The following is a 23,954-nucleotide window of genomic DNA, read 5'->3' as shown; positions in this document are numbered from 1 at the left end:
CGATTTTCATTGTTTAATTTTATCCGATTACTGACTGCTCATAGCCGACAGCCGACTAAAACTGCAATGTAAACACACTTCCTTTCCCTTCCTCCGAGTGGACGCTAATGTTTCCCTTATGCATGAGCATAATCTGTTTGCTGAGTGTTAAACCAACGCCACTTCCGCTTTTACGGGTAGTAAAGAAAGGAACAAAAATGCTTTCCAGCAAATCTTTAGGTATCCCCTTTCCATTATCCATCACCTTAATCTGTGGACTACCGTTATTTGCTAGCGCGGAGAGGCTAATATAAGGTTTCTCTATATCCTTTACTGCCTCCATAGCATTTAACAACAAATTGATAAGTACCTGTTCTATTAAATTGACGTCTAAGGATAATTGGAGGATGGGATCCTTCAGGATGATGTCCAGTTCAATATTTTTCTGAATAAGCGAAGGTTCCATTAATTGATAAAGGTTTTCGAACAAATCCGAGGCATAAACGGTTGTTAATTCCGGCTGAGCAATTTTGTTGAGGCTTCTATAAGTACTTGCAAATTTCAGCAAACCCTCGCTTCTTCTTTTAATCGTTTCGGTACCTAAGCGTATATCATCAAGCTCTTCGCTGTTTGGTAACGTTTCTAATCGGTTTTTCAAGGTATCAGCAAGGGAAGATATTGGCGCAATCGAATTCATGATCTCATGCGTTAAAACACTTAACAATTTTTGCCAAGCCCTCGATTCAGTTTCATCTAACGCCTCATTAATATTTTGGAAAGCTAATAACCGATAATGTCCTTCCGGTGTTTGAAAACTACTTGTAGAAAACTGAAGTTTGAGTACGCCTTTTGGCGTTGGTACCGTAAAAACGTCCGCTTTATCTGACGACACTTCCGTTACTTTCCGATATAGGTCAGGATTACGCTTGTTCAATCCTTCAATAACGGAGATATAAGGGATATTAAATAATTCTTTAAAAGCCTCATTCATCCAAACGACTTTTCCTGTTCGCTCATCATAAGAAAGGATGGCGGTGTTTACTACTTCTAAAATAGTTTGCAGGTATTGGTATTGGGTTTCGCGTTCACTACTTATTTTTTTGAATACACCATTAATCTCATTAAAAGCACCACGAAGTGGCCTGATTTCAGGTCCGGCATTCTGAAGGGGAAAGAAGCGGGTAAAGTCGCGATAGCGGGCCGCTTCTGCGAATTCTTCCAGTTCTCTATAGGCGCGCAATTGCGAACGAAAGTTTAAACTAAGCATCCACAAGGACACCGGAAGAACCAGCAATGCATAAAGGTAATAACCGGTAAGAAGCAACCAGCATAACAGACCAATGATAAGAAAAAGTAAAAACGCTCTAAACGTAATTAAAAGACGCAAACGGTTCATTAGATATTATACTTGCTTAATCTTCTATAAAGAGCCGTACGTGTTAGTCCTAATTCCTGCGAGGCTTTGCTAATGTTACCATTGTGTTTTTCGATTACCTTCATGATCGCATTTTTCTCCATTTCACTTAAATTATAGGCATCATGCTCTATTTTTGCCTGGCCGCCGGCCTGCTCAATTGGAGAGAATATAATGTCTTCTGCGTTTAATGTCTCACCGTCTGACATAATAATTGCCCGCTCAATGCTATACTGTAACTCGCGAACATTCCCCGGATAATGATAATTTAGAAGCTTGTCTTCTGCACGTTTATCCAAGTCGGGAAACTGCTTTGCATATTTAGAAGCATACTTTTTCATAAAATGGCGAGCCAAAAGTAAGATGTCGTTTCCCCTTTCCCGCAAAGGGGGTACTTGCACTTCCACGGTATTGATGCGGTAGATTAAGTCTTTTCGGAAGCGACTTTCGTTAGCCAATGCCACTAGCGGCACATTAGTAGCACACAATAAACGTATATCAACAGGAATTGGTGTATTACTTCCCAGTGGAATAACTTGTCTATTTTGAAGCACACTTAATAATTTTGCCTGCTGCTGTAAAGAAATGTTTCCGATTTCATCTAAAAATAAAGTCCCTTTATCAGCTGCTTCGAAGCGTCCTACGCGATCTTCCCTTGCATCTGTAAAAGCGCCCTTTTTATGGCCAAAAAGTTCACTTTCAAAGAGTGTATCCGTCAAAGCGCCAACATCAACTTTTACATAAGGCATTAAAACCCGCCTAGACTCACGATGTATCATGTCTGCAATCACATCTTTCCCTGTTCCATTTTCACCCAGGATAAGAATATTGGCATCTGTTGGTGCAATTTTCGTGATTTTATGCATCAGGTTTTTCATTACTTCCGATTCACCTATAATGTCACTTTGCGCAACTTGTGGTGTTTCCGACTTCTTTTTGCCCGGTTTTTTATTTAAGATATCTCCGATTACTTGTAGCAAATGTTCATTCTGCCATGGCTTTACGATGAAATCGGTAGCTCCCTGCTTTAATGATGTAACCGCTAAATCAATAGCACCATAGGCGGTGATCATTATAACAGGCAGCTCCGGACGGAGCGACTTAACCCGATTTAACCAATACAACCCTTCATTACCGGTATTGATAGCACTCTTGAAGTTCATATCAAGTAGTACCAAATCAATAGGCTGTCTCGACAGGATGGCAGGAATATTCTCGGGGTTTTTATCTGCAATCACTTCACTGACTTCTCTTTTTAACAGCAATTTGACTGCCGTTAATACATCAGGATCATCGTCAATAATTAGTATTCTGGCGTGTTTCATGTTATTTTAGCTTTCGGTAATCAGCTTTCAGCAATCAGACTCGTACGCTTTTAGCAAACAAGCGGTATGCAGGGGCGTCAAACTGTGTTGATTTATAATATATATATTATGTATCTTTTTTCTGTAATATTTAGTCTGATAGCTAACGGCTGAAAGCAGACAACTGGTTCATGTAAAGATATAACTATACCATTATTATTAAAAGACTGATTATCAGAAAAAATGTTACAAAACACTTTATATATGCTGTACGCAAGCGCACATAAAGTGTACGATATCGGACAGTACCAAAACCGAAAAAACACGTAAAAAGCTGATTATTAGCAGCCTATTTTTATGGCACAAGCTTGTATAGTTGTTAAACGAGCAAAAAGGATATTTTCTTGCCGCATAAAGAATAAAAATGGACAGAGCACTACCAAAAAAGAAATGGAATAATAAGCGGATAGCTACCGTTGCAGGGATTGTGGGCATTGGTGCCTTGATTTTCTCTAGCTATTATTTTACCTCGGGAAAATCAAAATTAAATGTTGACGCAGAAAGAATAACTATATCAGAAGTATCCGAAGGTCCGTTCCGCGAGTTTATCCCCGTAAACGGTATGGTCATGCCAATCAGTACTATTTATCTAGATGCATCCGAAGGGGGACGCGTAGAGGAGAAATTTGTCGAAGACGGTGCCATCATGAAAAAAGGCGATCCCATTATGCGTTTATCGAACACGGATTTGGAATTGAGCTTGGTCAACCAGGAAACACAGGTATTAAACTTGCTAACGCAATCGCAGATATCTCAAACAAACGCGCAACAAGCGTCTATCGCTACGCGCAACCAAATGGCAGAGGTAGAAAACGGCTTTAAGGAAGCAACCCGAGAATTTAATCTAAAGAAACATTTATACGACCAAAAAGCAATTGGTCGACAAGAGTTTGAAAAAGCGCGTAACGAATATACGTATCAGGTTGAACGCATGAAATTGAGTAGAGAAAACCTGCACACGGACTCTATCCGGACGCAGCAATCATTAAGAGAAAGCCGTGAAACCTATGAACGGACACGCAGTGCGCTTGACTTAATGCGTCGTAAAGTAGGCGATTTGATTGTTAGGGCGCCGATAGATGGCCAATTAACAGCTTTTGATGCAGAAATTGGACAAAAGAAGAATCCGGGCGATCGATTTGGCCAATTAGATGTGCTGAGTGGCTTTAAGGTAAAAGCTGATATTGATGAGCATTATATTTCACGTATTTATCCAGATTTAGATGGTGAATTCACCTTGTCGGGTAAAACCTATAAGTTACGTGTTAAAAAGGTCTATACACAGGTCGCTAACGGCAGATTTCAAGTGGATATGGAATTTGATGGTGAAACGCCAAAAGGCATCAGACGTGGACAAACGTTGCAAATACGTTTAGCTTTAAGTGATGAAACAAAAGCAGTGTTGTTACCAAAAGGCGGATTTTATCAACAAACAGGCGGAAACTGGGTATTTAAGTTGAGCTCGGACGGCAAAACAGCTTACCGCGCTGATGTGCAATTAGGAAGACAGAACCCAGATTATTATGAAGTGATTCAAGGTTTGAAACCCGGCGAAAAGGTGGTAACTTCCAGTTACGAAACGTATGATAAGGTGCAGGAGTTGGTGGTAAAATAGCTATCGGTTTTCAGCTGTCGGCTATCGGCTTATGTTATAATTTCGAAACATAACTGTGGATTAATTTTCTGATGATGATGATTTCATTATTTAGTTCTACAGAGGTATTTGTATCTAAAAGTTTTAGTTCTTTACATAAAATGAGTTGATATTGTAACTCGGAAACGGAACCGCTTGCTATTGTGAGGAAACGTTTTAATTCATTATTTGAATTTCGCCCGCAGCCTTCAGCAATATTGGAAGGAATCGATAATGCGGATCTTCTCATTTGAGAAGTTAGACCAAAGAGCTCTTCTTTAGGAAAGCGATTGGTCAGATGATAAATTTTTAACGTCAACTTATGACTACGAAGCCAAAAATCTAGCGTGGTAAAGTCGCGCATAAAAGAAATTCAGATTAAAAACAGAGGTTTAAATATAAAAATAATAAATAAAAGGCAGTTGGTGTGGTTTAAAAATTCTAACACAAAAAAGGAAACTGAAAGCTGATTTCCGATTGCTTATAGCTAAATGACCATGATCAAAATAACTGAACTTCAAAAATTCTACCGTACTGAGGAAGTGGAAACGGTAGCGCTCAACAACCTAAGTATAGAAGTACAAAAGGGTGAGTTTGTAGCAGTGATGGGTCCTTCAGGATGTGGTAAATCCACATTGTTGAATATTATAGGCCTTTTAGATGATCTAGACGAAGGCAGTTATAAATTCAATGATATAGAGGTGGCCCACTTTAACGAGCGGAAACGTTCAGACTTGCGTAAACACAATATTGGTTTCGTTTTCCAAAGTTTCAACTTGATTGACGAGCTAACTGTATTTGAAAACGTAGAGCTCCCGCTGATTTATACGAAAGTGCCGGCCGCCGAACGCAAAAAACGAGTGGAAGAGGTGCTTGAGAAGGTACAGATTATGCACCGTAGAAACCACTTTCCACAGCAACTTTCCGGCGGTCAACAGCAACGGGTTGCCGTTGCCCGAGCGGTGGTTAATAATCCTAAGCTTATCCTCGCGGATGAGCCGACAGGTAACCTGGATTCAAATAACGGTAATGAGGTAATGCAGCTGCTTACTGAATTAAACGAACAAGGGACTACCATTGTAATGGTTACCCACAGCGAACATGATGCGCGTTATAGCGATCGCATTATCCGAATGCTGGACGGGCAAGTTGTGATGACTACGGTGGCGTAAAGTAGGGTTTCGGCTTTAGACCCTAGCAATTAGGGCTAAATTAAAGTTGACGGGCTGAAATCTGATTAAAAGGAATAGCTATGCTAAAGAATTACTTTAAAAGCGCTTTCAGAAGCTTGGCGAAAAGCAAGCTTTATGCGGCCATTAATATTATTGGCCTATCGGTAAGTCTAGCGGCTTCTGTATTACTTTTATTATGGGTTTGGGATGAGCTAAGTTTCGATCAGATGCACAGCAAAGGTGACCGAATTTTCAGGGCATCGGGCGCCATTGACAAGGAAATGACGAAAATATGGAGTACCTCTGCTCCTTTGGCTGTTTTCGGAAAAAATGAATTGCCCGCCGTAGAAGACGCCTGTAGAATCAATACTTGGCAGGAAACCTTAGTGGATTACAAAGGTAAGAAATTCAAAGAAAGCGTCTACTATGTCGATCCCAGCTTCTTTTCCATATTTGACTTTCCATTGATTGCAGGAAACGAAAAACAACCTTTTCCCGATAAACATTCTATTGTCCTAAGCAAGTCGCTAGCCGAAAAAATTTTCGGCAAAGAAGAAGCTGTTGGCAAAGTGGTAAAAGCGCTTGAGGGTATCAGCTTTCGGGTTTCGGGTGTTATTGAGGATATACCGAAAAATTCGAGCATACGTAATGATTTTTTCATTCCATTTGATCAATTAAATGAAGGTCGCGAGAGCAATCCAATCAACGCCGATTGGGGAAATTTTGGCTACGACACCTATTTTCTTCTAAAATCCGAAGTAAACGCAAAAGAAGTTGGGCTACAACTAGCCGCTCTTCATAAAAAAAACCAGTCGAGCGATTTCTTTAAAGACCTTGTCTATTTAATGCAGCCCTTACATAAAATTCATCTTTATGATCCCAAAGGAGACGAACAAGGCATGCGCCAAGTTAAAATATTTACCTTAATTGCCCTCGTAATTTTATTAATTGCCTGTATCAATTATGTAAACCTTGTTACAGCAAGGTCTGCTAGGCGAAGCAAAGAAGTAAGTGTAAGGAAAGTAGTAGGCGCCAATCGTACGCATCTGTTTTTACAGTTCTTAACCGAATCACTGGTTGTTTTTCTAATCTCCATGCTCCTTTCCTGGTTGTTCAGCTTTTTAGCCATGCCTATCTACAACCAGTTGTCGGGAAAGGAAATGAGCTTTAGCTTATTTGATAGCCGCGTTTGGGCATTATTTGGTGCTGCCTTGATATTAGTATTACTAATGGCCGGAATCTATCCCGCAATAACACTATCACGATTTAATCCTGCTTTAGGACTTAAGGGCCTTTTGCCTCGATTGGGTAGCAGTGGCTCTTTCCGCAAAGTATTAGTTGTATTGCAATTCACCTGCTCCGTTGTCCTCATTGTTTCTACGATTGTTATTGCAAAACAGCTTTCCTTTATACAGAATAAAAACTTAGGGTATGACAAAGAGAATATTTTAACCTTCGGTGCCTATAATTTCGGAAAGCATTACGCTGCTGTTCGGAGCGAGTTGGAAAACAATCCAAGCATTTTAGGCGTAACGGTATCAAGCCAAGGCGTTATTGATCTCGCAAGCGCTACCGGGGACATTGTATGGGAAGGGAAACCCGATAATATGGGCAATTTTATGATCAATCAGATCTCCGCCGATCGAAATTTCCTACAGGTATTGAACATGAGGTTGGTTGAAGGAAAAGGCTTCTCGGGAACACCTGCAGATAGCGGTTATTACATCTTAAACGAACAGGCGATCGCCCAGATGAACATAGAAAATCCTGTGGGAAAAACCATTAGTTTCCATGACAAGCCTGGCATTATTGCAGGGGTTGTCAAAGATTTTCATTTCAAAAATATGCGAACTGCCATTGAGCCCTGTCTCATTTTTATGAACGAGAACTGGGGTTGGCAAGCGATGTATGTTAAGATAAAGCCACAACAAGCACAACAGGCGATTGCAGCGATAGAAACTTTATGGAAGAAATACAATGCCGATTATGATTTCAACTACCAATTCATGGATGAGGCTTTTGACAATATGTATAAAAGCGATATGCGCGCAGGCAGGCTATTCAACATCTTTGCGGGCATTGCGATTCTACTTTCTTGTCTAGGTTTATTTGGCTTGGTAACCTATACAGCCGAAACCAAGTTTAAGGAAATCGGTATCCGTAAAACTTTAGGAGCCAGCGTAAGCAACATAATTTTATTGATATCAAAAGATTTCATGAAGCTGGTCGGCATATCGTTCATCCTGTCGTTTCCAATCGCTTGGTGGATGATGAGTAAATGGTTAGAGAATTATGTGTATCGTACGGAGATTCAAGGTTGGGTTTTCATTGCCGCAGGACTTATAGCTTTTGCCATCGCTGGACTTACCGTTTGCGGACAATCGTTAAAAGCGGCAAAAAACAATCCGATAAAGGCAATTCGAACGGAGTAATGAGTTGCGGCTTTTAGCTGTTTTCCTGAAGTTATACGTTTTATCTGCTTGCGGTAGGCAGCAGTTATACGTTATAAGTCAATTAACAACGCTGACAACAAAGTTTTGGCCCTTTGACAGATAAGATCGAGATCAAGGGGCTGAATACTAACACCTAAAAGCTAATGAGCTATGCTTAAGAATTATCTTAAAACTGTATTTAGAAATTTGTTTAACAACAAAAGCTATGCTGTTATTAACATAGTGGGGCTATCCGTTAGTTTAAGCGCTGTCATTTTAATTGAGCAGTAACTCTAAGTAACGACAAAATAGATTCGATCACTGCTTATAGCGCTAACGGCTTATGCCTGATAGCTGGCAGCTAAACGCTAAAAATCATGATAAAAAACTATTTAAAAATCGCCTGGCGGAATATCTGGAAAACCAAAGCTTTTTCCATTATCAACATTTGTGGCTTGGCAGTTGGGATGACGGCCTGCTTTCTTATTGCGCTTTACGTCAATTTCGAACGAAGTTACGACCGGTATCATGAAAAAGCTGATTGCATTTATCGCTTGGTGTGCGATGTCAAGACACCCACAGAAACCATCAATGCGAATATCACGTCAGGCCCCATGGCAATGTATGCCGCTAAAGATCTTCCGGAGATCGAAAACTACGTGCGTTTACTGCCCAATAGTTTGTTAATACGCAAAGATAATATCAAATATCAGGAAAGCGCCGTATTCTTTGCTGACTCCTCCCTTTTCCAACTATTTGATTTTCCGCTACTAGCAGGAAGCCCGGAAACGGCATTAAAAGAGCCTTTTAGCGTGGTTCTATCCGAATCGGCAGCCAAAAAATATTTTGGAAAGGAAAATCCAATCGGTAAAAGTTTGCTACTGACCGATGAAGGTTTCAACAGCAAAGTTACAGGTGTGATGAAAGATATTCCTGAAAATTCGCAGTTTAAAGGAGACGTGTTTGTTTCTATGGTCACCCTGATTAAAATGGCTAATTTTAAATTTGATGAGCAATGGGGTAATTTTGGTTTCACTTCTTATTTACTTCTTAAACCGAATACTGATCCTTCCTTATTAACCGCTAAATTTCCCGCTTTTTTAACTAACCGTGTCGGTAAGGAAATGGATCAGTCCAAGATGCATTACACCCTCTTTTTAGAGCCTCTTAAAGACGTTTATCTTTATTCAAAACGAGGTGGTTTTGAAAACGGCAATATCAACAATGTTTATGTTTTTGCTATTGTAGCGCTATTCATCCTACTTATTGCCTGCATTAATTTTATTAACCTTTCCACAGCCAGAGCGGTTGAAAGAGCCAAAGAAGTAGGAATCAGAAAAGTGGTTGGTGCCTATCGCATACAGGTTACCCGGCAATTTATCAGTGAATCCGTATTAATCTGTTTATTAGCTTTTATAATTTCCATTTTACTCTGTCTGGTCTTGATTCCCTATTTTAATTTTCTTGCGGGCAAGGAAATTAGTGGAGGTATATTTCTCCATCCCGTGTACATCCTCGTTTTATTTTTGTTAGCCTGCTTAATCGGGTTACTTGCAGGTATTTATCCAGCGCTTGTATTATCCTCTTTTAAACCCGTAACCGTGTTAAAAGGTAAATTTTCGTCTAACACAAAAGGTTTACTATTGAGAAAAACCTTAGTTGTGGTACAGTTTGTGGTTTCCATTGCGCTGATTGCAGGCACCTTGATTGTAAACCGTCAACTTGCATTTATGCGAAATCAAAATCTGGGCTTCAATAAAGAACAAGTATTGGTTTTGCAAACAAACGGAGATGCCAAGAGCAGAATCTTAAAGGACGCAATAACCAGCGTGCCTGGCGTATTAGCTAGCGCTGTATCCAGATCGGTCCCGGGTGGTGGGAACCCGGTGGCTTATTCTGAAATTGAGAACAAGCAAGGCGATATGCAGATCGCAAACCTCCCGGTCTATTTTGTAGACTATAATTACCTTCCCCTATATAAAATTGAACTGGTGGCCGGCCGCATGTTTTCGCCCGACTTTGGAACAGATACTGCGCAAGCTATGATTTTAAATGAAAGTGCCGTTAAACTCTTCGGTTATGCAAAACCAGCGGACGCCATTGGTAAAAAATATTCTCAATGGGGAAGCGAAGGTAAAATCATCGGAGTGATCAAAGATTTCCATTTTAAATCCCTACAGTCGAAAATAGAGCCCCTCAGCATGCGTTATGGGCAAGGAAACGGAGGCGGTATGGTATCACTCAAAATAGATGGCCAACATATAAACACGGCCTTGAAGTCAATTGAAAAAAAATGGCAGGAGATTATTCCGAATCGTCCTTTTGAATACTTTTTTGCTGACGAATTTTTTGATAGGCAATATCGTTCAGAAAATCGATTCGGTAATTTATTTTTCAATTTCGCAATGCTCGCTATTTTTATTTCCTGCTTGGGCTTGTTAGGTTTGGTGTCCTATCATACCACACAGCGATATCGGGAAATCGGCATACGGAAAGTTTTAGGGGCCAATATATCAACCATCGTAAAGTTGTTATCTTTTGATTTCTTGAAATTAGTAATAATCGCTTTGCTTGTTGCGTCTCCATTGATGTGGTTTTTAATGGATAAATGGTTGGATGATTTTGAATATCAAACCACCATCAATATCTGGATTTTTATATTGGCGGGAAGCATTGCCATTGGTATTGCCTTGATCGTTATTGGGTCGCAAACTATACGCGCAGCATTGACCAACCCTGTTGAGTCATTACGCAATGAGTAACTTGGTGTTGGTTATTGGTAATCAGTTATTGGTTATTGGTTATTCGTTATTGGTTACTCGTTATTGGTAATCAGTTATTCGTTATTGGTTATTGGTTATTGGTTATTGGTTACTCGTTATTGGTTATTCGTTATTGGTTACTCGTTATTGGTAATCAGTTATTCGTTATTGGTTATTGGTTATTGGTTATTGGTTACTCGTTATTGGTTATTCGTTATTGGTTATTTGATGAATCGCTGAAACACCTTAAAAGCTAACATTATGTTACAAAACTATTTTGTTTCTACCTGGCGGAATTTATGGAGACACAAATTTTTCTCCCTCGTTAACATCGTTGGATTAGCGATAGGTATCAGCTCATCCTTAGTCATCGCCATGATTGTTCATTATGAGTTTAGTTTCGATCAATTTCAGCTGGATAAAGATCGGATCTATCGAATTGTATTAGACACAAAACGAGATGGCTTTGAGGGACATTCTGCCGCTGTACCCGCCTCTTTGGCTCAGGCAGCTCAAGGAGAAATAACGGGTATTGAGCAAGTAATTCCCATTTATAGTTTTCCCGGTGATGCAAAAGCAGATGTTGAAGTGCCGGCAGGAAGCGTCAACAAAAAGACTTTTAAAAAACAAGAAAGCATTATTTTTACTAATTCTGACTATCTAGCCTTAATGGGGTATAAGTGGTTAGTCGGTAATCCTACCATTGCCTTGACACAACCTTTTCAAGTAGTACTTACCAAGAGTAGGGCCGGGATTTATTTTCCCAAAAAGGATTTGCAGGATGTGCCAGGAAGTACCCTAAGGTATAGGGATATAGAAGTGAGTGTGAGTGGAGTTGTAGATGATTTAGAAAAAATTACCGATTTTCGAAGTAAGGAGTTTATATCACTACCCACATTAGAGAAAACGTCATTGAAAGACGACCTCATGTTAAACGTTTGGGACGATTGGATGGGTTACTCAAATTTACTTGTTAAAATATCGCCACAGGCTCAGCCATCCCAAATAGAGCAAGGACTAAACACGATACTCGCAAAGCATTCCAAAAAAGAGCATTTTTTTTCCGAACTTCATTTAGCGTTACAGCCCTTATCTACCATACATTTTGATGAGCGCTATCAGGGAATGGATATCCGAATCGCTCATAAACCCACTTTGTATGGCTTAATCGCCATTGCGGGCTTTTTATTGCTTTTGGGGTGTATCAATTATGTTAACTTAAGCACGGCACAAGCATCAACACGCGCCAAGGAAGTTGGTATTAGGAAATCGATCGGCGGAAACAAAAAACAACTGGTCGTTCAATTCTTAGGAGAAACTTTTTTTCTGACAACATTTGCTACCGTCCTTTCCATTATCATTATACCGCTGTTACTACAGGCCTTTTCTGCCTTTATACCGGAAGGCCTCACCTTCTCATTCTTAGGTTATCCAAGCATGTTGTTTTCCGTTCTACTCATTGTTTTATTAGTTAGCGTCCTTGCCGGGTTATATCCAGCCTTTGTTCTATCCGGTTATAATCCGATACAGGTTTTGAAGAACCAGCAACTAGTCAGCTTGGGGCAGTCAAGACAAGCGCTGTTACGAAAAGGGTTAACCGTCTCTCAATTTGTTATTGCGCAATTTTTTGTTATATCTACCTTGATTATCAGTAAACAGATTTATTTCGTACTCCATGCAGATATGGGTTTTGCCAAAGAAGCCATTCTTACTTTTCGCACCCCCAGAGATACCATCGCCACCCACCGCATGCAATTCAAGCAACGCTTACAGGCAATTCCGGGTATTGCATCTGTTAGCAATGGATTTCTTGCACCAGCTACAGCGGGCGGAGCCTTTGCCAATGTTAGCTATTTCAACGGGAAAGAAGAGTTAAAACCGACTGTTCATGTTAGATGGGGTGACGATGACTTTCTTGATCTATATAATATTCCAATCATTGCCGGGCGAAATGCGATTGCGAGCGACTCGTTAACAGAAATTGTGGTTAATGAACAATTCGCAAAAGAGATCGGTTTTCGGCAACCGGGAGAAGCTTTAGGTCAATTCCTTAAATACAATGACAAAGAAGTTCCTATTGTTGGCATTGTGAAGAATTTTCATACGCAGAATTTGCACGCACAATTAGCACCGCTCATTTTTCAAAACCGCTGGGGAGATATTTTTCACGTAAAACTTCGATCCGCCCATTCCGGTGAAATGAACTGGCAGAAAACAATTTCCGATATGGAAGAACTTTTTAAGGAGAACTATCCCGACGGGGAATTTAATTATGAATTTATGGAAGACAGTATTAAGAAGTTTTATGAGAAAGAGCAAGCTACCGCATCCCTGTTAAACTGGGCAACAGGTTTAACTATTTTAATTAGTTGTTTGGGCCTGTTAGGTTTGGTGCTTTATACCACAAACAGTCGAACAAAGGAAGTAGGCATTCGCAAAGTGTTGGGAGCATCTATTGTTCAACTTATTAGCCTATTGGCGAAGGATTTTATCAAACTCATCCTTATCGCTTTTATTGTCGCTTCTCCTTTAGCTTGGTGGGCCGCGCATCGGTGGCTTGACAATTTTGCCTATAAAACGCCTGTCGGCTGGTGGGTTTTTCTAGTGAGTGGATTGGGAATGCTTTTGTTAGCAGTTTTATTATTGAGTGTGCAAACGTTCAAAGCAGCCGCAGCTAATCCGGTAAATAGTTTGCGGGATGAATAGCTTTTAGAAGCTAGCAGCCATCTGATATCGGTTTTCTGTTTAATTAAAAACAGATTGCTGACAGCAAAAATCTCACAGCTAACCGCCATGCAACATTTAATTTCGATTTGCGTCTTTTAGAAAAAAAATCATGAATAAGCTTACTCTTTTTTTCATTGCCATTTATAGCAGCTATTTTTTGGCATCGGCACAAGATACTCCTTCGCCCTATTTAACGAAATCATTGCGAAGTGAAAATATCCGCTCGGTAGATCTACAAACTTCCGGCGGTAGTTTAACGGTTGAAGGTGTAAATGACTCCGAAGCTCGTCTTGAAGTATTTGTGCAAGGTAATAACGGAAATAATCGCCTAAGCAAAGAAGAAATCGAGCAACGGCTAAAAGACAGTTACGACTTACAAATTAGTTCCAATAACGGGCAACTCATCGCAATTGCCAGACCAAAAAGCGGGTTTAAAAACTGGAAGAAGTCGGTATCCATTTCGTTCAAAGCTTATGTGCCTAAAGCAGCATCAGCAAAGTTGAAAACCAGTGGTGGTAGCCTTTCCCTTAATGGCATTAATGGTTATATCGAAGGAGCAACTTCCGGCGGCAGTATCAAAGTAGCTCATGTAAAAAACAATGTAAACCTAAAAACCAGTGGCGGAAGTATTAATGCAGATGATGTTACGGGGAATCTGCTACTACATACATCAGGCGGTTCCATCAAATTGAGTAATTTAAAAGGAAAAATTGATGCGCGGACCAGCGGTGGAAGTATAGGAGCCAATGATATTAGTGGCGAACTACTGGCAAAAACCTCTGGCGGCAGTATTCGGGTTGATCGCATGGCAGGTAGTGCTGATCTGGCAACAAGCGCCGGCAGTACTTCGGTTAATATGGTAAATATAGATAAATACTTAAAAATCGATGTTTCTGCCGGAAGTGTTAACCTCCAGCTTCCTATGGATAAAGGCTTAGACTTGAATTTATCAGCAGGAAAGATTAATCTTCCCTCTTTAAATAACTTTGCAGGAACGAAGGAAAAAGATCGTGTGGTAGGGAAATTGAACGGAGGTGGAGCTGACGTGGATGTCCACGTAAGTGTCGGGAATTTAAACCTTGAAGCAAATTAGTAGATTAACCTTTCACTATATATGCCACAATTTTTAATACATTTTGTGGCATATAACCTCATTATCCAGCCAAAAACCTGCGCATTTCTGTGATATCAGTTCATCTTTTCTTCAATTAACGGGTATAGTGCCAAATAAATCGTGCGTTTCGTCGTATTTTTATAGATAACAGCAGCAGACAAATTATTAAATCGCTCCTGGATAGTTTCATCCCTTCGTTGGGGAGTGAAGCCTTATATATCGTTGATAATAAAAATGATGATACTACTTTCTCTTCGCAAAAGGCATTTCGTAAACATTCTTTGGCTATCCATTCTCTTATTAAGCGCTTGTAAAAAAAGCGATGATCATGAATTACCCGGCATCCAAATTACTTCCGCTGAATATGACGGAAAACTCCTTTTCGTAAACAAAAACAACTTCCAAATAACGACGAACAGGGATGCTATCTTTAGCTCCGATGATAGTCGTGTCAAGATGGATGCTAACGGTTTAGTAAAACGCCTAACCTCGGGAGAGGTGGTTGCTATTGATATTGCTCCCAAAGAACAACCCGAAAACAAAACGCGCTTTTATCTATTGGGGGCTACCGACACAAACCATGATAAGCCCCAAATCACCTATAATGGAAAAGGAGCTACTGACACTTATAATTCCTACTTAAAAGGTTGGGCAACCTTACAAAAATTGCCTGTTAGTAACGAGACATATGCGCTTGTTTTACGTCATGCGGATGCCGATCAGGGCGTGGATTATTCTTTGAATCATGATGATGCCGGTCCGGCTAACTGGTGGAAATCAAAGGACAAAGCACTGGCACGCCAATTGAATGAAGAAGGGCGGATCCGCGCGCGCGAGTTAGGGGCCAATCTTAAAGCGCTTGGCTACCCTATTAGTCGGGTCTACGCCAGCGAATTCAATCGTGCAATAGAGACGGTGGAACTGATGGAACTTAATTTGCCGATCAAACAAGATAGTTTGCTGAATCATCCTTCACATAATAAAGGAGATCTGTTTAAGGGCTTAATTAGAATATTGCAAGGAACGCCAATAGATAACGAAATCACTTTGCTATCCACCCATCATCCCATTAATGAAATTATCATTAGTGGCGGTTATCCAACATTTCCCGACGTCTCTCCTTTCAACTGGACCGGCATGTATTTCGTAAAGATCGCCCCCGACAAAACCCTTACCTATGAAGGCGCTGTCTCTTGGGGTATGGTGAATTATTGGAGACACTTATCCAAACCATAAACCAGTGGAAAGTTAATGTATATCCATTCTAAATAAAAAATTCCTCTTCTATCCATAAAGAAGCTGCATTTATTAACGGCATAAGCCCTATCTTTGAGGAAGTTCAGTAGCCCTGAGTTTACGTTTTATCATTTTAATAACCGCTCGTTATGGACGATTTCCTCGCCGCCCGTTCTCAAATGGCCCTCTCCCTTGGCTTTCATATTATCTTTGCCTGTATTGGTATGGTAATGCCCTTCTTTATGGCCATTGCCCATTATAAATGGCTTCGGACAGGCGAACAGGTATATAAAAACGTCACGAAGGCGTGGAGTAAGGGAGTCGCGATTTTTTTTGCTACGGGGGCGGTCTCCGGTACGGTACTTTCTTTTGAGCTAGGTTTGCTGTGGCCAACCTTTATGGAACATGCCGGGCCTATTTTTGGAATGCCTTTTTCACTGGAAGGAACGGCTTTTTTCATTGAGGCTATCGCTTTAGGATTCTTCTTGTATGGATGGGATAAATTCAATCCGTGGTTTCACTGGTTTACAGGCGTTATTGTAGGGGTAAGTGGTTTGGCTTCGGGTATACTCGTGGTGGCGGCTAATGCGTGGATGAACAGTCCGGCGGGCTTTGAATATGTAGATGGCAAATACACCAACATTAATCCAATAGATGCTATGTTCAATGATGCCTGGTTTTCACAGGCGCTTCACATGACCCTAGCGGCCTTCGCAGCAACCGGTTTTGCAGTCGCAGGGGTTCACGCGTTTATGATCAAAAAAGGAAAGAACATCAATTTTCACGAAAAGGCTTTTCGGATTGCGGCTATTTTTGCCACTGTTGCTGCGGTATTGCAACCATTGAGCGGCGATATATCGGCAAAAGATGTTGCAAAGAGACAACCTGCCAAGCTTGCAGCAATGGAAGCGCATTTCAAAACAGAAAAAGAAGCACCCTTAATTATTGGAGGTCTCGTAGATGAGAAGGCAAACGAGGTAAAATATGCCGTGAAGATACCTGGCTTATTAAGTTGGATGGCTCATGGAAATAGCAAAGCAATTGTTACCGGTTTAGATCAAATCCCGAAAAATTATCATCCTCCAATAGCTATTACACACTATGCCTTTCAGGTAATGGTAGGACTCGGCATGCTGATGCTGTCACTTTCTATCATTTATTTCATCACCCTGGCTAAGAAGCGCTCATGGCTGCGTAGCCCCTGGCTCTTAAACTTATTCATCCTCGCCATTCCCTTAGGTTTTATTGCTATTGAGGCGGGATGGATGGTCACTGAAATTGGGAGGCAGCCCTGGATTATTTATGGTATTATGCGAACTGTTGATGCAGTTACGCCCATGCCCGGAATCGTTTATTCTTTTTATTTATTTACAGCCGTATATGTTTCCTTGTCGATCATCGTGGCGTTTCTACTTTACCGGCAAATTAAGATGGTTGGGTGGGTTTATGATGTGTAGAAGCTATCGGAGATCAGCTCTCGGCTCATTAAAGAAAAGAATAAAATTAGTATTAAAGATTGAACCTAGCTGACAGCTGGTAGCTGAAAGCCGAAAACCGTTAACATGTTATACATAGTCATCGCATTTCTTTGGACCTCCATTTGGTTATACCTGCTATTAGGCGGGGCAGATTTTGGTGCCGGTATTATTGAATTAATAAGCAAGCGCGAGCATAAAAGCAAGACACGGCATACCATGTATCGTGTTATCGGTCCCATTTGGGAGGCAAACCACATGTGGCTTATCATAGCCATTGTTATTTTGTTTGTTGGCTTTCCGAAAATTTATACAACCATGTCCATTTTTGTCCATATTCCGTTGACGGCCATGTTGCTGGGAATTATCGCGAGGGGGACAGCCTTTGTTTTTCGAAATTACGACGCTGTTGAAGATCGTATGCAAAGCATATACAATCGCATTTTCGTTTACTCCAGTGCTATTACCCCTTTTTTCCTTGGCATCATTGCCGCAAGCACCGTCAGCCGTAAGATAGATGTGGGCGCGACAAATTTTTTGTCGGCTTACGTTGATAGCTGGCTAAATAGTTTCGGGATAGCGGTAGGGCTTTTCACGGTATGTATTTGCGGCTTTTTAGCCGCCATTTACATTATTGGCGAAGTGCATTCTTCAGATGACAGACAGCACTTTATTCGTGTGGCTAAAAAAATGATTGTAGCGGCTTTCGTGGCAGGAGGGCTTGTTTTTATTGCTGCACATTATGAGCAAATCCCTTTGTTGGATTGGATTTTCGGACATTGGATAGGTTCATTGGCGATTGGAGCGGCCAGTATTTCCTTAATATTCTTGTGGATATCTTTAAGTAAAAATCGAGCGATTCTCATCCGTTTATTGGCAGGCTTCCAGGTAAGCATGATTTTGCTGGCCGCCACCTACATTCACTTTCCAAAGATAATCCTTTTGAAAGGAGGCGCGTCGCTATCCCTAGTTGAAGATGCCGGTTTAAATAAAACAATAGAAGCGTTGGCCTGGGCACTCCTACTGGGAAGTATTTTTATTTTGCCGGCCCTATTTTACCTAATTTATAGCTTTGAAAAGAAGAAGGGCATTGCCCATTAAAAAAAGAGAAGGCCAACACCATCTGCCGGCCTTCTCTTTTTAGAAGCTATAAGTAACCGTTAACCTATAATTTCTTGGAGCTTCGGTTTGCCAGTAATAACTGCTCAACCAATTATAATAGGAGCCACTAAATAAGTATTTATCGAAGATATTAAAGGCATTAGCCGTTATACGCATTTTCCTCCCTTCCCAAAAAATGCCACCATCTACTTTATGGTAGTCAGGTAATCTTAGCTGTCCTTCACCCCAGTTATCTGTCGCACGATTTAACAATCCCGTATAGCCCATGGATACGCCCACTCCATTTAGCGCTTTCACCGGCAGTTTATAATTTAACCACCCGTTAATTACATGTTTAGCGAAGCCCGGCATCACCTGACCTACCGTCACACTTGTTACGCCTGGAGTAACTTTATTGACCTTCGAATCAGTATACGCATAATTAGCAACGACGCTTAGATTTGCACCAATGCTTCCTCTAGCATCAAACTCAAAACCTTGGGCTTTCTTCTGTCCTAAAACAATGCTGGTAGGGTTGGTGGGTGTGCTATTAGGGCCTGTGGTGAGTTCATTGTTTTTCAAAATTCTGTAAACTGATAATGTTGTGCTTAGATTACCGTCAAACCACTCATTCTTGATTCCGAATTCGGTATTATTACCCGTTATGGGTTTCAACTTCCCTCCATTTTCAATTGTTCCGGAAGCGCTCTGCGGAACAAAAGCCTGATCATAGACAGCGTAAACGGAAGCACTCGGATGAATCGAGTAGCTTAGTCCTAGTCGTGGAGTAAAGCGTTTCGCTTCGTCTGCACTTTCACCATAATATTGGCGTACATAAGTATAACGTCCTGCCAGTGTCAATCTTAGTTTATTCTCAAAAAAACCCAGTTCGTCCTGAAAATATAATCCCGTATAGCGCTGACCTTGCAACCCACCTGCTGCTAAAGCTCTCGCCTCTAAATCAGTGCTTCTATCAAAATTTGGTAGTCCATTCGTCGGAATTCCGTAAGAGGGATTAAGTGGATCAAAGTACAAAGTGGCACTATCGCGGTCTAAATCATGTGATTGTCCCCAATCAGCAATATAAGTCTTTTTTCCCATATCGATACCGGCAAGTATACGATGCCGGACGGAACCCGTTTGTATATCACCATTTACAAAAACCTGCCCGAGCCCCATACGACCTTGGGCGTCCCAGATACCTACATTTCTTATCAATGTTCTATCAGCATTAACTTTTGAGGGCCAGGAGCTGTAGCCAACCTGATCATAGAAGAAATACGATCCCTGTGCAGTTAATCTCCAATGATCATTAAACTTATGTTCCAAGGTTAGAAATAAACTGTGGTCATCGATATTGGTGGGTGGAATACCCGGATTCGTCATGGTAAAATCTACCGGTAGCGTGGCATAGCCGCCCGCCTCCGGCCCGAACACATAGTAAGACCCAACCTCGGTCATCCGTACATGCTGCAAGGTATATTCAGCGGTAAGCTTGGTTTGCTCATCTACTTGATAAGAGATGACGGGAGCAATACTATACCGATCATTATACTCATAGGGACGATGCGAGGCCTTATTCTGGCCCATAACATTCAATCTATACAAGAGCTTTCCGTCCTTACTTAATTTTCCATCCAAATCGAGTGTTCCTCTTAATAAGTCAAAGCTTCCTACCGTAAAGCTCGCTTCGCCCTTTGTAATACCGGTAGGCTTTTTGGTGACAACATTATACAATCCGCTTGGATCACCATTAGCCAGCATAAACCCGGCGGGTCCTTTGACAAATTCGATATGGTCAACAAAGCTCATGTCTTCGGTTAGGGGCCCCCAGTAAGAACCGACAACATTAAACCCATTTCTAAACGCTTGGATCTGCGAACCACGCATGTTGATGTTCGCATACAAATCACCCCAATGCTCTAAGCGAACAGCTCCGCTAACGTTGCGAATCAGCCCGTCACTCATACTAACGATTTGTTGATCGGCCAACACCTTATTGGTCACAACTTGAATATTTTGAGGGATTTCCAATAATGGTTCATTTAAGCGCAAGCTTGTTGAAGTAGTATCCACCTTATACTGCTTCTTCTGACTGGAAATAACGACCTCTTGGAGTTGTTCATTGGTTGCCTGCACTACAAAATCTTCAATCAGTTCGTTTCCATCGAAATGAATGAGCCGTTCTTGTTTTTGAATACCGACAGCTGATAAAATGAGCGTATGCTCGCCCGCCTTGACACCCTGAATTTCATATCCACCTGCGCTATTTGTTTTTCCCCCGATTCGGGTACCTTTAATCCAGAGGGATATACCCGCCGCCGGTTCGTTTGATTGATTGCGTACAGTTCCTTTAATTTGCGCATGGGCCAAATGCATAAAACAAAAACTAAGTACTACAATTAGGTTGAATGATAGTAGTCTTTTCACTTTATTTAGAATAAATCTAGTTAAACAAATTGAGCACAAACCTACAATTTGTTTCAAAATTTGTCAATACATTTTTAGACTTATTTTAAATAAGCAATTAGTAGGACAGTTTTAGCTATCAGCAATCAGTCTAGTCTTAATTTTTACTATTGCCGAAGCTAAATCAGAAGAGTTAGGAGATTACCTAAAATCCTCATCATCCAATTCGTCATCTTCATCCTGTTCAAATGACGAATTGAAAAGACTACCGAACATATCTGAAAAGGCAAACCCTCCGTTCATGATGTTTTTGTTCAATTGAGAATATTCCGCCAATCCGTGCAGAACGAACTCCATCAGAAGCAACTTTTGGTTGTCACTTAGCTTTTTGTGAAACTCCTGAACAACGGTTTTCAATCCAGGCACATGATTTAGAATCATGGCATATTCTTCCGTAGATAAAGCATCATTGATATCCAATTTATTGCCCGCCGTAAACCAATCGATAATATCTTGATATGGATTCGTAACCTTTGTTTTCTTAATTTTCTCAGGATCGGGGAAGTATTGAGCAAACAATGTCTTTATTGCGTTACTGATTAGTTTATTCGCAACATGAATCGGCCCCTCCAATTCGCCTTCATAAACCAGTTCTATCTTCCCTGTAATAGCTGGAATGATCCCTATAAGATCAGATATCCTAGCAAAAGTTTTTTCTTCTTCGGATATAAGCATTCGGCGCTCGGCGGTACTTACTAAATTTTCATAGGCCGAGATTGTCAGACGTGCAGATACACCGGACTTCTGGTCTATAAACTCGCTTTTTCTCGCCTCAAAAGCCACTTGCTCAATCAAGTTTTTCAGTAGGCCGTCGACCTCAATTAAGCTTTTCTGCTGGGGAGAAAGCCTTGCTTCCTGAAAGGTAATCGCTCTGGATACATCAATTGTTTTTGGATAATGTGTTAATATCTGACTTTCGATCCGATCCTTTAGGGGGGTTACAATGGACCCACGATTTGTATAATCTTCCGGGTTAGCGGTAAACACAAACTGGATGTCCAACGGTAACCGTAACTTGAAGCCTCGAATCTGAATATCCTTCTCTTGTAGCATATTAAAAAGGGCTACTTGTATCCTTGCCTGCAAATCCGGTAATTCATTGATTACAAAAATACCTCGATGTGCTCTCGGTATCAATCCAAAGTGGATAACACGTTCGTCATTATAGGTAAGTTTTAGGGTAGCCGCTTTAATGGGATCGATATCACCTACCAGATCAGCAACGGTCACATCCGGCGTTGCCAGCTTTTCCGTATAACGCTCGCTCCGATGCAACCATGCGATTGGTGTATCTTCGCCTTTCGCCGCTATCTCACTCTTGGCGAACCAGGAAATCGGATTCAAGGGATCATCAAATATTTCACTTCCTTCTACATAGGGTATATATTCATCCAATAGGTTAACCATTAGACGTGCTATTCTTGTCTTTGCTTGGCCCCGAAGACCTAGTAAAAGGATATTATGACGCGAAAGGATAGCGGTTTGCAGTTCAGGTATAACCGTTTCATCATATCCCAAAACGCCTTCAAAACCCTCTTCTTTACTTTTTAACTGTTTGATCAGATTTTCTCTTAATTCTTCTTTAACGGATTTACTTTTATATCCAGATGCTTTTAACTCACCTAATGTTTTGATCATAGTTATATTATTAGCTATCAGCCGTAGGCAATCAGCTTTCGGCAGATTTAATTCATACTAAACCTTTTATTACTAATTTACCCGAGTTAGATCAATTACAGGGTAATCAGTCATTGATATTCCTTCGTTACGGACAACAATCTTAATTTTCCTTCTGAAAACCGATAGCTGATTTCTGACAGCTATTTTACCTCACCGTCCGCCTTCTATTCCTAATGTAGTCCTCGAAAATATATTCACCTAATCCCGTTAAAGAGCTGTAGAAGGCTTTCCCGCCATTCACTTGGGTAAATTGTCGGACAAACTGCTGTAAATAGGGATCCCGAGCTATCATAAATGTGGTGATAGGTATCTTTAACCGTTTGCATTGTGCCGCCATGGTGAGTGTCTTATTAATAACCTTGCGGTCTAAACCCATACTATTTTTATAGTACCTTCCGTTCTCCTTCAAGCAAGTTGGTTTGCCATCTGTGATCATGAAGATTTGCTTGTTATGTGTTTTGCGTCTTCGCAGCAAATCAGTCGCCAATTCCAAGCCCGCATAGGTATTCGTATGGTAAGGTCCTACTTGCAAGTAGGGCAAATCTTTCAATGCGATAGGCCAAGCATCGTTTCCAAAAACTACGATATCGAGTGTGTCCTTTGGGTACTTAGTTCGGATCAGCTCTGCTAAAGCCATCGCAACTTTTTTCGCCGGTGTAATTCGATCCTCTCCGTACAAAATCATGCTGTGCGATATGTCAATCATCAGCACTGTGGAGGTAAGTGTCTTATAATCTCTTTCCTCGACTTCTAAATCACGCTCCGTTAAGGTGAAATTTTGCAATCCGTGATTAATCTGCGCATTGTGGATGGAAGCTGTTATGTCAATTTGGTCAAGGCTATCTCCGTATTGGTATTCCCTCCGATCAGCATTTTTCTCCTCACCTACTCCGCTGCGATTGCTTCCGTGGTTTCCCTTGCCTGATTTTTTTAATTTCCCGAAGATTTCCTCTAAGGCCGACTGCCGAATAGTTTGTTCCGTTTTAGCCGTAATTTGGAATGAGCCATCTTGCGGATTCTCTTGAAGATAGCCCTTATTTTTAAGGTCCTCAATAAAGTCTCCCATTCCATATTCATCGGTCGTCAGATTATACTGCTTATCCAGCTCATTCATCCATGCTAACGCTTCCGCCGCATCCCCCGCCGTATAATTAAGTAATTGACTAAACAATTTTAACAGACTATCGAAGCCCCCTTTTGGCATATCTGTCGGAACGAATTCCGAAAAGCGAAATCCTCTCATAGCTGCTCCTTCCTTTTCTTATATTGAACACTTATCCGAAGATAAAAGTTTCCTTGGAGATTATTTCTAAGCTAAAGGTCATTTTTAGCTATAGGTCTTCAGAAATCAGTGTTCAGCTATCAGCTCCTACTTAAGTTAAGACTGATAGCTGAT

16 protein-coding genes are annotated in these 23,954 nt (G+C 40.9%); 10 read left to right on the top strand and 6 right to left on the bottom strand.

The annotated features are described in order from the left end of the window. Positions 1-55: 55 nt before the first annotated feature. Both E0E36_RS03410 and E0E36_RS03405 read right to left on the bottom strand, forming a co-directional pair. Entirely contained in the window at positions 56-1,375 is a 1,320-nt protein-coding gene (locus tag E0E36_RS03410; protein ID WP_130854731.1) for a sensor histidine kinase, read from the bottom strand. Next, entirely contained in the window at positions 1,375-2,718 is a 1,344-nt protein-coding gene (locus tag E0E36_RS03405) for a sigma-54-dependent transcriptional regulator (RefSeq protein WP_130854730.1), read from the bottom strand. Before E0E36_RS03405 ends, E0E36_RS03410 begins: the two co-directional genes overlap by 1 nt. A gap of 403 nt (positions 2,719-3,121) precedes the next feature. Between E0E36_RS03405 and E0E36_RS03400 the strand changes: the two genes are divergently transcribed. Continuing rightward, the gene (locus E0E36_RS03400) at positions 3,122-4,372 is read left to right on the top strand and encodes an efflux RND transporter periplasmic adaptor subunit (protein WP_013664470.1); all 1,251 of its coding nucleotides are present in this window, start codon (positions 3,122-3,124) and stop codon (positions 4,370-4,372) included. A 34-nt stretch (positions 4,373-4,406) separates the two neighbouring features. On the opposite strand, the gene E0E36_RS03395 is transcribed toward E0E36_RS03400, so the two are convergent. Continuing rightward, entirely contained in the window at positions 4,407-4,754 is a 348-nt protein-coding gene (locus tag E0E36_RS03395; protein WP_130854729.1) for a four helix bundle protein, read from the bottom strand. Positions 4,755-4,887: 133 nt separating this feature from the next. On the opposite strand from E0E36_RS03395, the gene E0E36_RS03390 reads away from it, so the two are divergent. From E0E36_RS03390 to E0E36_RS03350, 9 genes are all read left to right on the top strand, one after another. Continuing rightward, positions 4,888-5,562: an ABC transporter ATP-binding protein gene (locus E0E36_RS03390; protein ID WP_013664472.1), complete on the top strand. Its 675-nt coding sequence runs from the start codon at positions 4,888-4,890 to the stop codon at positions 5,560-5,562. 80 nt (positions 5,563-5,642) lie between these two features. Continuing rightward, on the top strand, positions 5,643-7,994 hold the full coding sequence (locus E0E36_RS03385; RefSeq protein ID WP_130854728.1) for an ABC transporter permease: 2,352 nt from the start codon (positions 5,643-5,645) through the stop codon (positions 7,992-7,994). Positions 7,995-8,371: 377 nt separating this feature from the next. Further along, positions 8,372-10,756: an ABC transporter permease gene (locus tag E0E36_RS03380; protein WP_130854727.1), complete on the top strand. Its 2,385-nt coding sequence runs from the start codon at positions 8,372-8,374 to the stop codon at positions 10,754-10,756. 14 nt (positions 10,757-10,770) lie between these two features. After that, positions 10,771-11,013 carry a hypothetical protein gene (locus tag E0E36_RS03375; protein ID WP_130854726.1) on the top strand — a complete coding sequence of 81 codons (243 nt, stop codon included), beginning with the start codon at positions 10,771-10,773 and terminating at the stop codon, positions 11,011-11,013. A 4-nt stretch (positions 11,014-11,017) separates the two neighbouring features. Beyond that, on the top strand, positions 11,018-13,462 hold the full coding sequence (locus tag E0E36_RS03370) for an ABC transporter permease (RefSeq protein WP_130854725.1): 2,445 nt from the start codon (positions 11,018-11,020) through the stop codon (positions 13,460-13,462). A 130-nt stretch (positions 13,463-13,592) separates the two neighbouring features. After that, positions 13,593-14,576 carry a DUF4097 family beta strand repeat-containing protein gene (locus tag E0E36_RS03365; RefSeq protein ID WP_130854724.1) on the top strand — a complete coding sequence of 328 codons (984 nt, stop codon included), beginning with the start codon at positions 13,593-13,595 and terminating at the stop codon, positions 14,574-14,576. Between the two features lie 255 nt (positions 14,577-14,831). Further along, positions 14,832-15,833: a histidine phosphatase family protein gene (locus E0E36_RS03360; RefSeq protein ID WP_130854723.1), complete on the top strand. Its 1,002-nt coding sequence runs from the start codon at positions 14,832-14,834 to the stop codon at positions 15,831-15,833. A 149-nt stretch (positions 15,834-15,982) separates the two neighbouring features. Beyond that, on the top strand, positions 15,983-17,290 hold the full coding sequence (locus E0E36_RS03355; RefSeq protein ID WP_130854722.1) for a cytochrome ubiquinol oxidase subunit I: 1,308 nt from the start codon (positions 15,983-15,985) through the stop codon (positions 17,288-17,290). A gap of 105 nt (positions 17,291-17,395) precedes the next feature. Then, complete coding sequence (locus E0E36_RS03350; protein ID WP_013664480.1) at positions 17,396-18,409, top strand: cytochrome d ubiquinol oxidase subunit II; 1,014 nt, start codon at positions 17,396-17,398, stop codon at positions 18,407-18,409. Positions 18,410-18,448: 39 nt separating this feature from the next. Here the strand turns inward: E0E36_RS03350 and E0E36_RS03345 are convergent, their stop codons facing one another. The 3 genes from E0E36_RS03345 to E0E36_RS03335 form a co-directional block, all read right to left on the bottom strand. Next, positions 18,449-20,839 carry a TonB-dependent receptor gene (locus E0E36_RS03345; protein ID WP_242627115.1) on the bottom strand — a complete coding sequence of 797 codons (2,391 nt, stop codon included), beginning with the start codon at positions 20,837-20,839 and terminating at the stop codon, positions 18,449-18,451. Positions 20,840-21,019: 180 nt separating this feature from the next. Beyond that, positions 21,020-22,516 (bottom strand): sigma 54-interacting transcriptional regulator, encoded by a 1,497-nt coding sequence (locus E0E36_RS03340; RefSeq protein WP_013664482.1) that lies wholly within the window; start codon positions 22,514-22,516, stop codon positions 21,020-21,022. Positions 22,517-22,703: 187 nt separating this feature from the next. After that, positions 22,704-23,801 carry a vWA domain-containing protein gene (locus E0E36_RS03335; RefSeq protein ID WP_013664483.1) on the bottom strand — a complete coding sequence of 366 codons (1,098 nt, stop codon included), beginning with the start codon at positions 23,799-23,801 and terminating at the stop codon, positions 22,704-22,706. Positions 23,802-23,954 lie beyond the last annotated feature (153 nt).

It is taken from the genome of Olivibacter jilunii (assembly GCF_900607235.1).
Classification (GTDB): domain Bacteria; phylum Bacteroidota; class Bacteroidia; order Sphingobacteriales; family Sphingobacteriaceae; genus Olivibacter; species Olivibacter oleidegradans.
The sequence above is the reverse complement of the archived record's forward strand: the minus strand, read 5'-3'. Positions and strand labels throughout refer to the sequence as shown.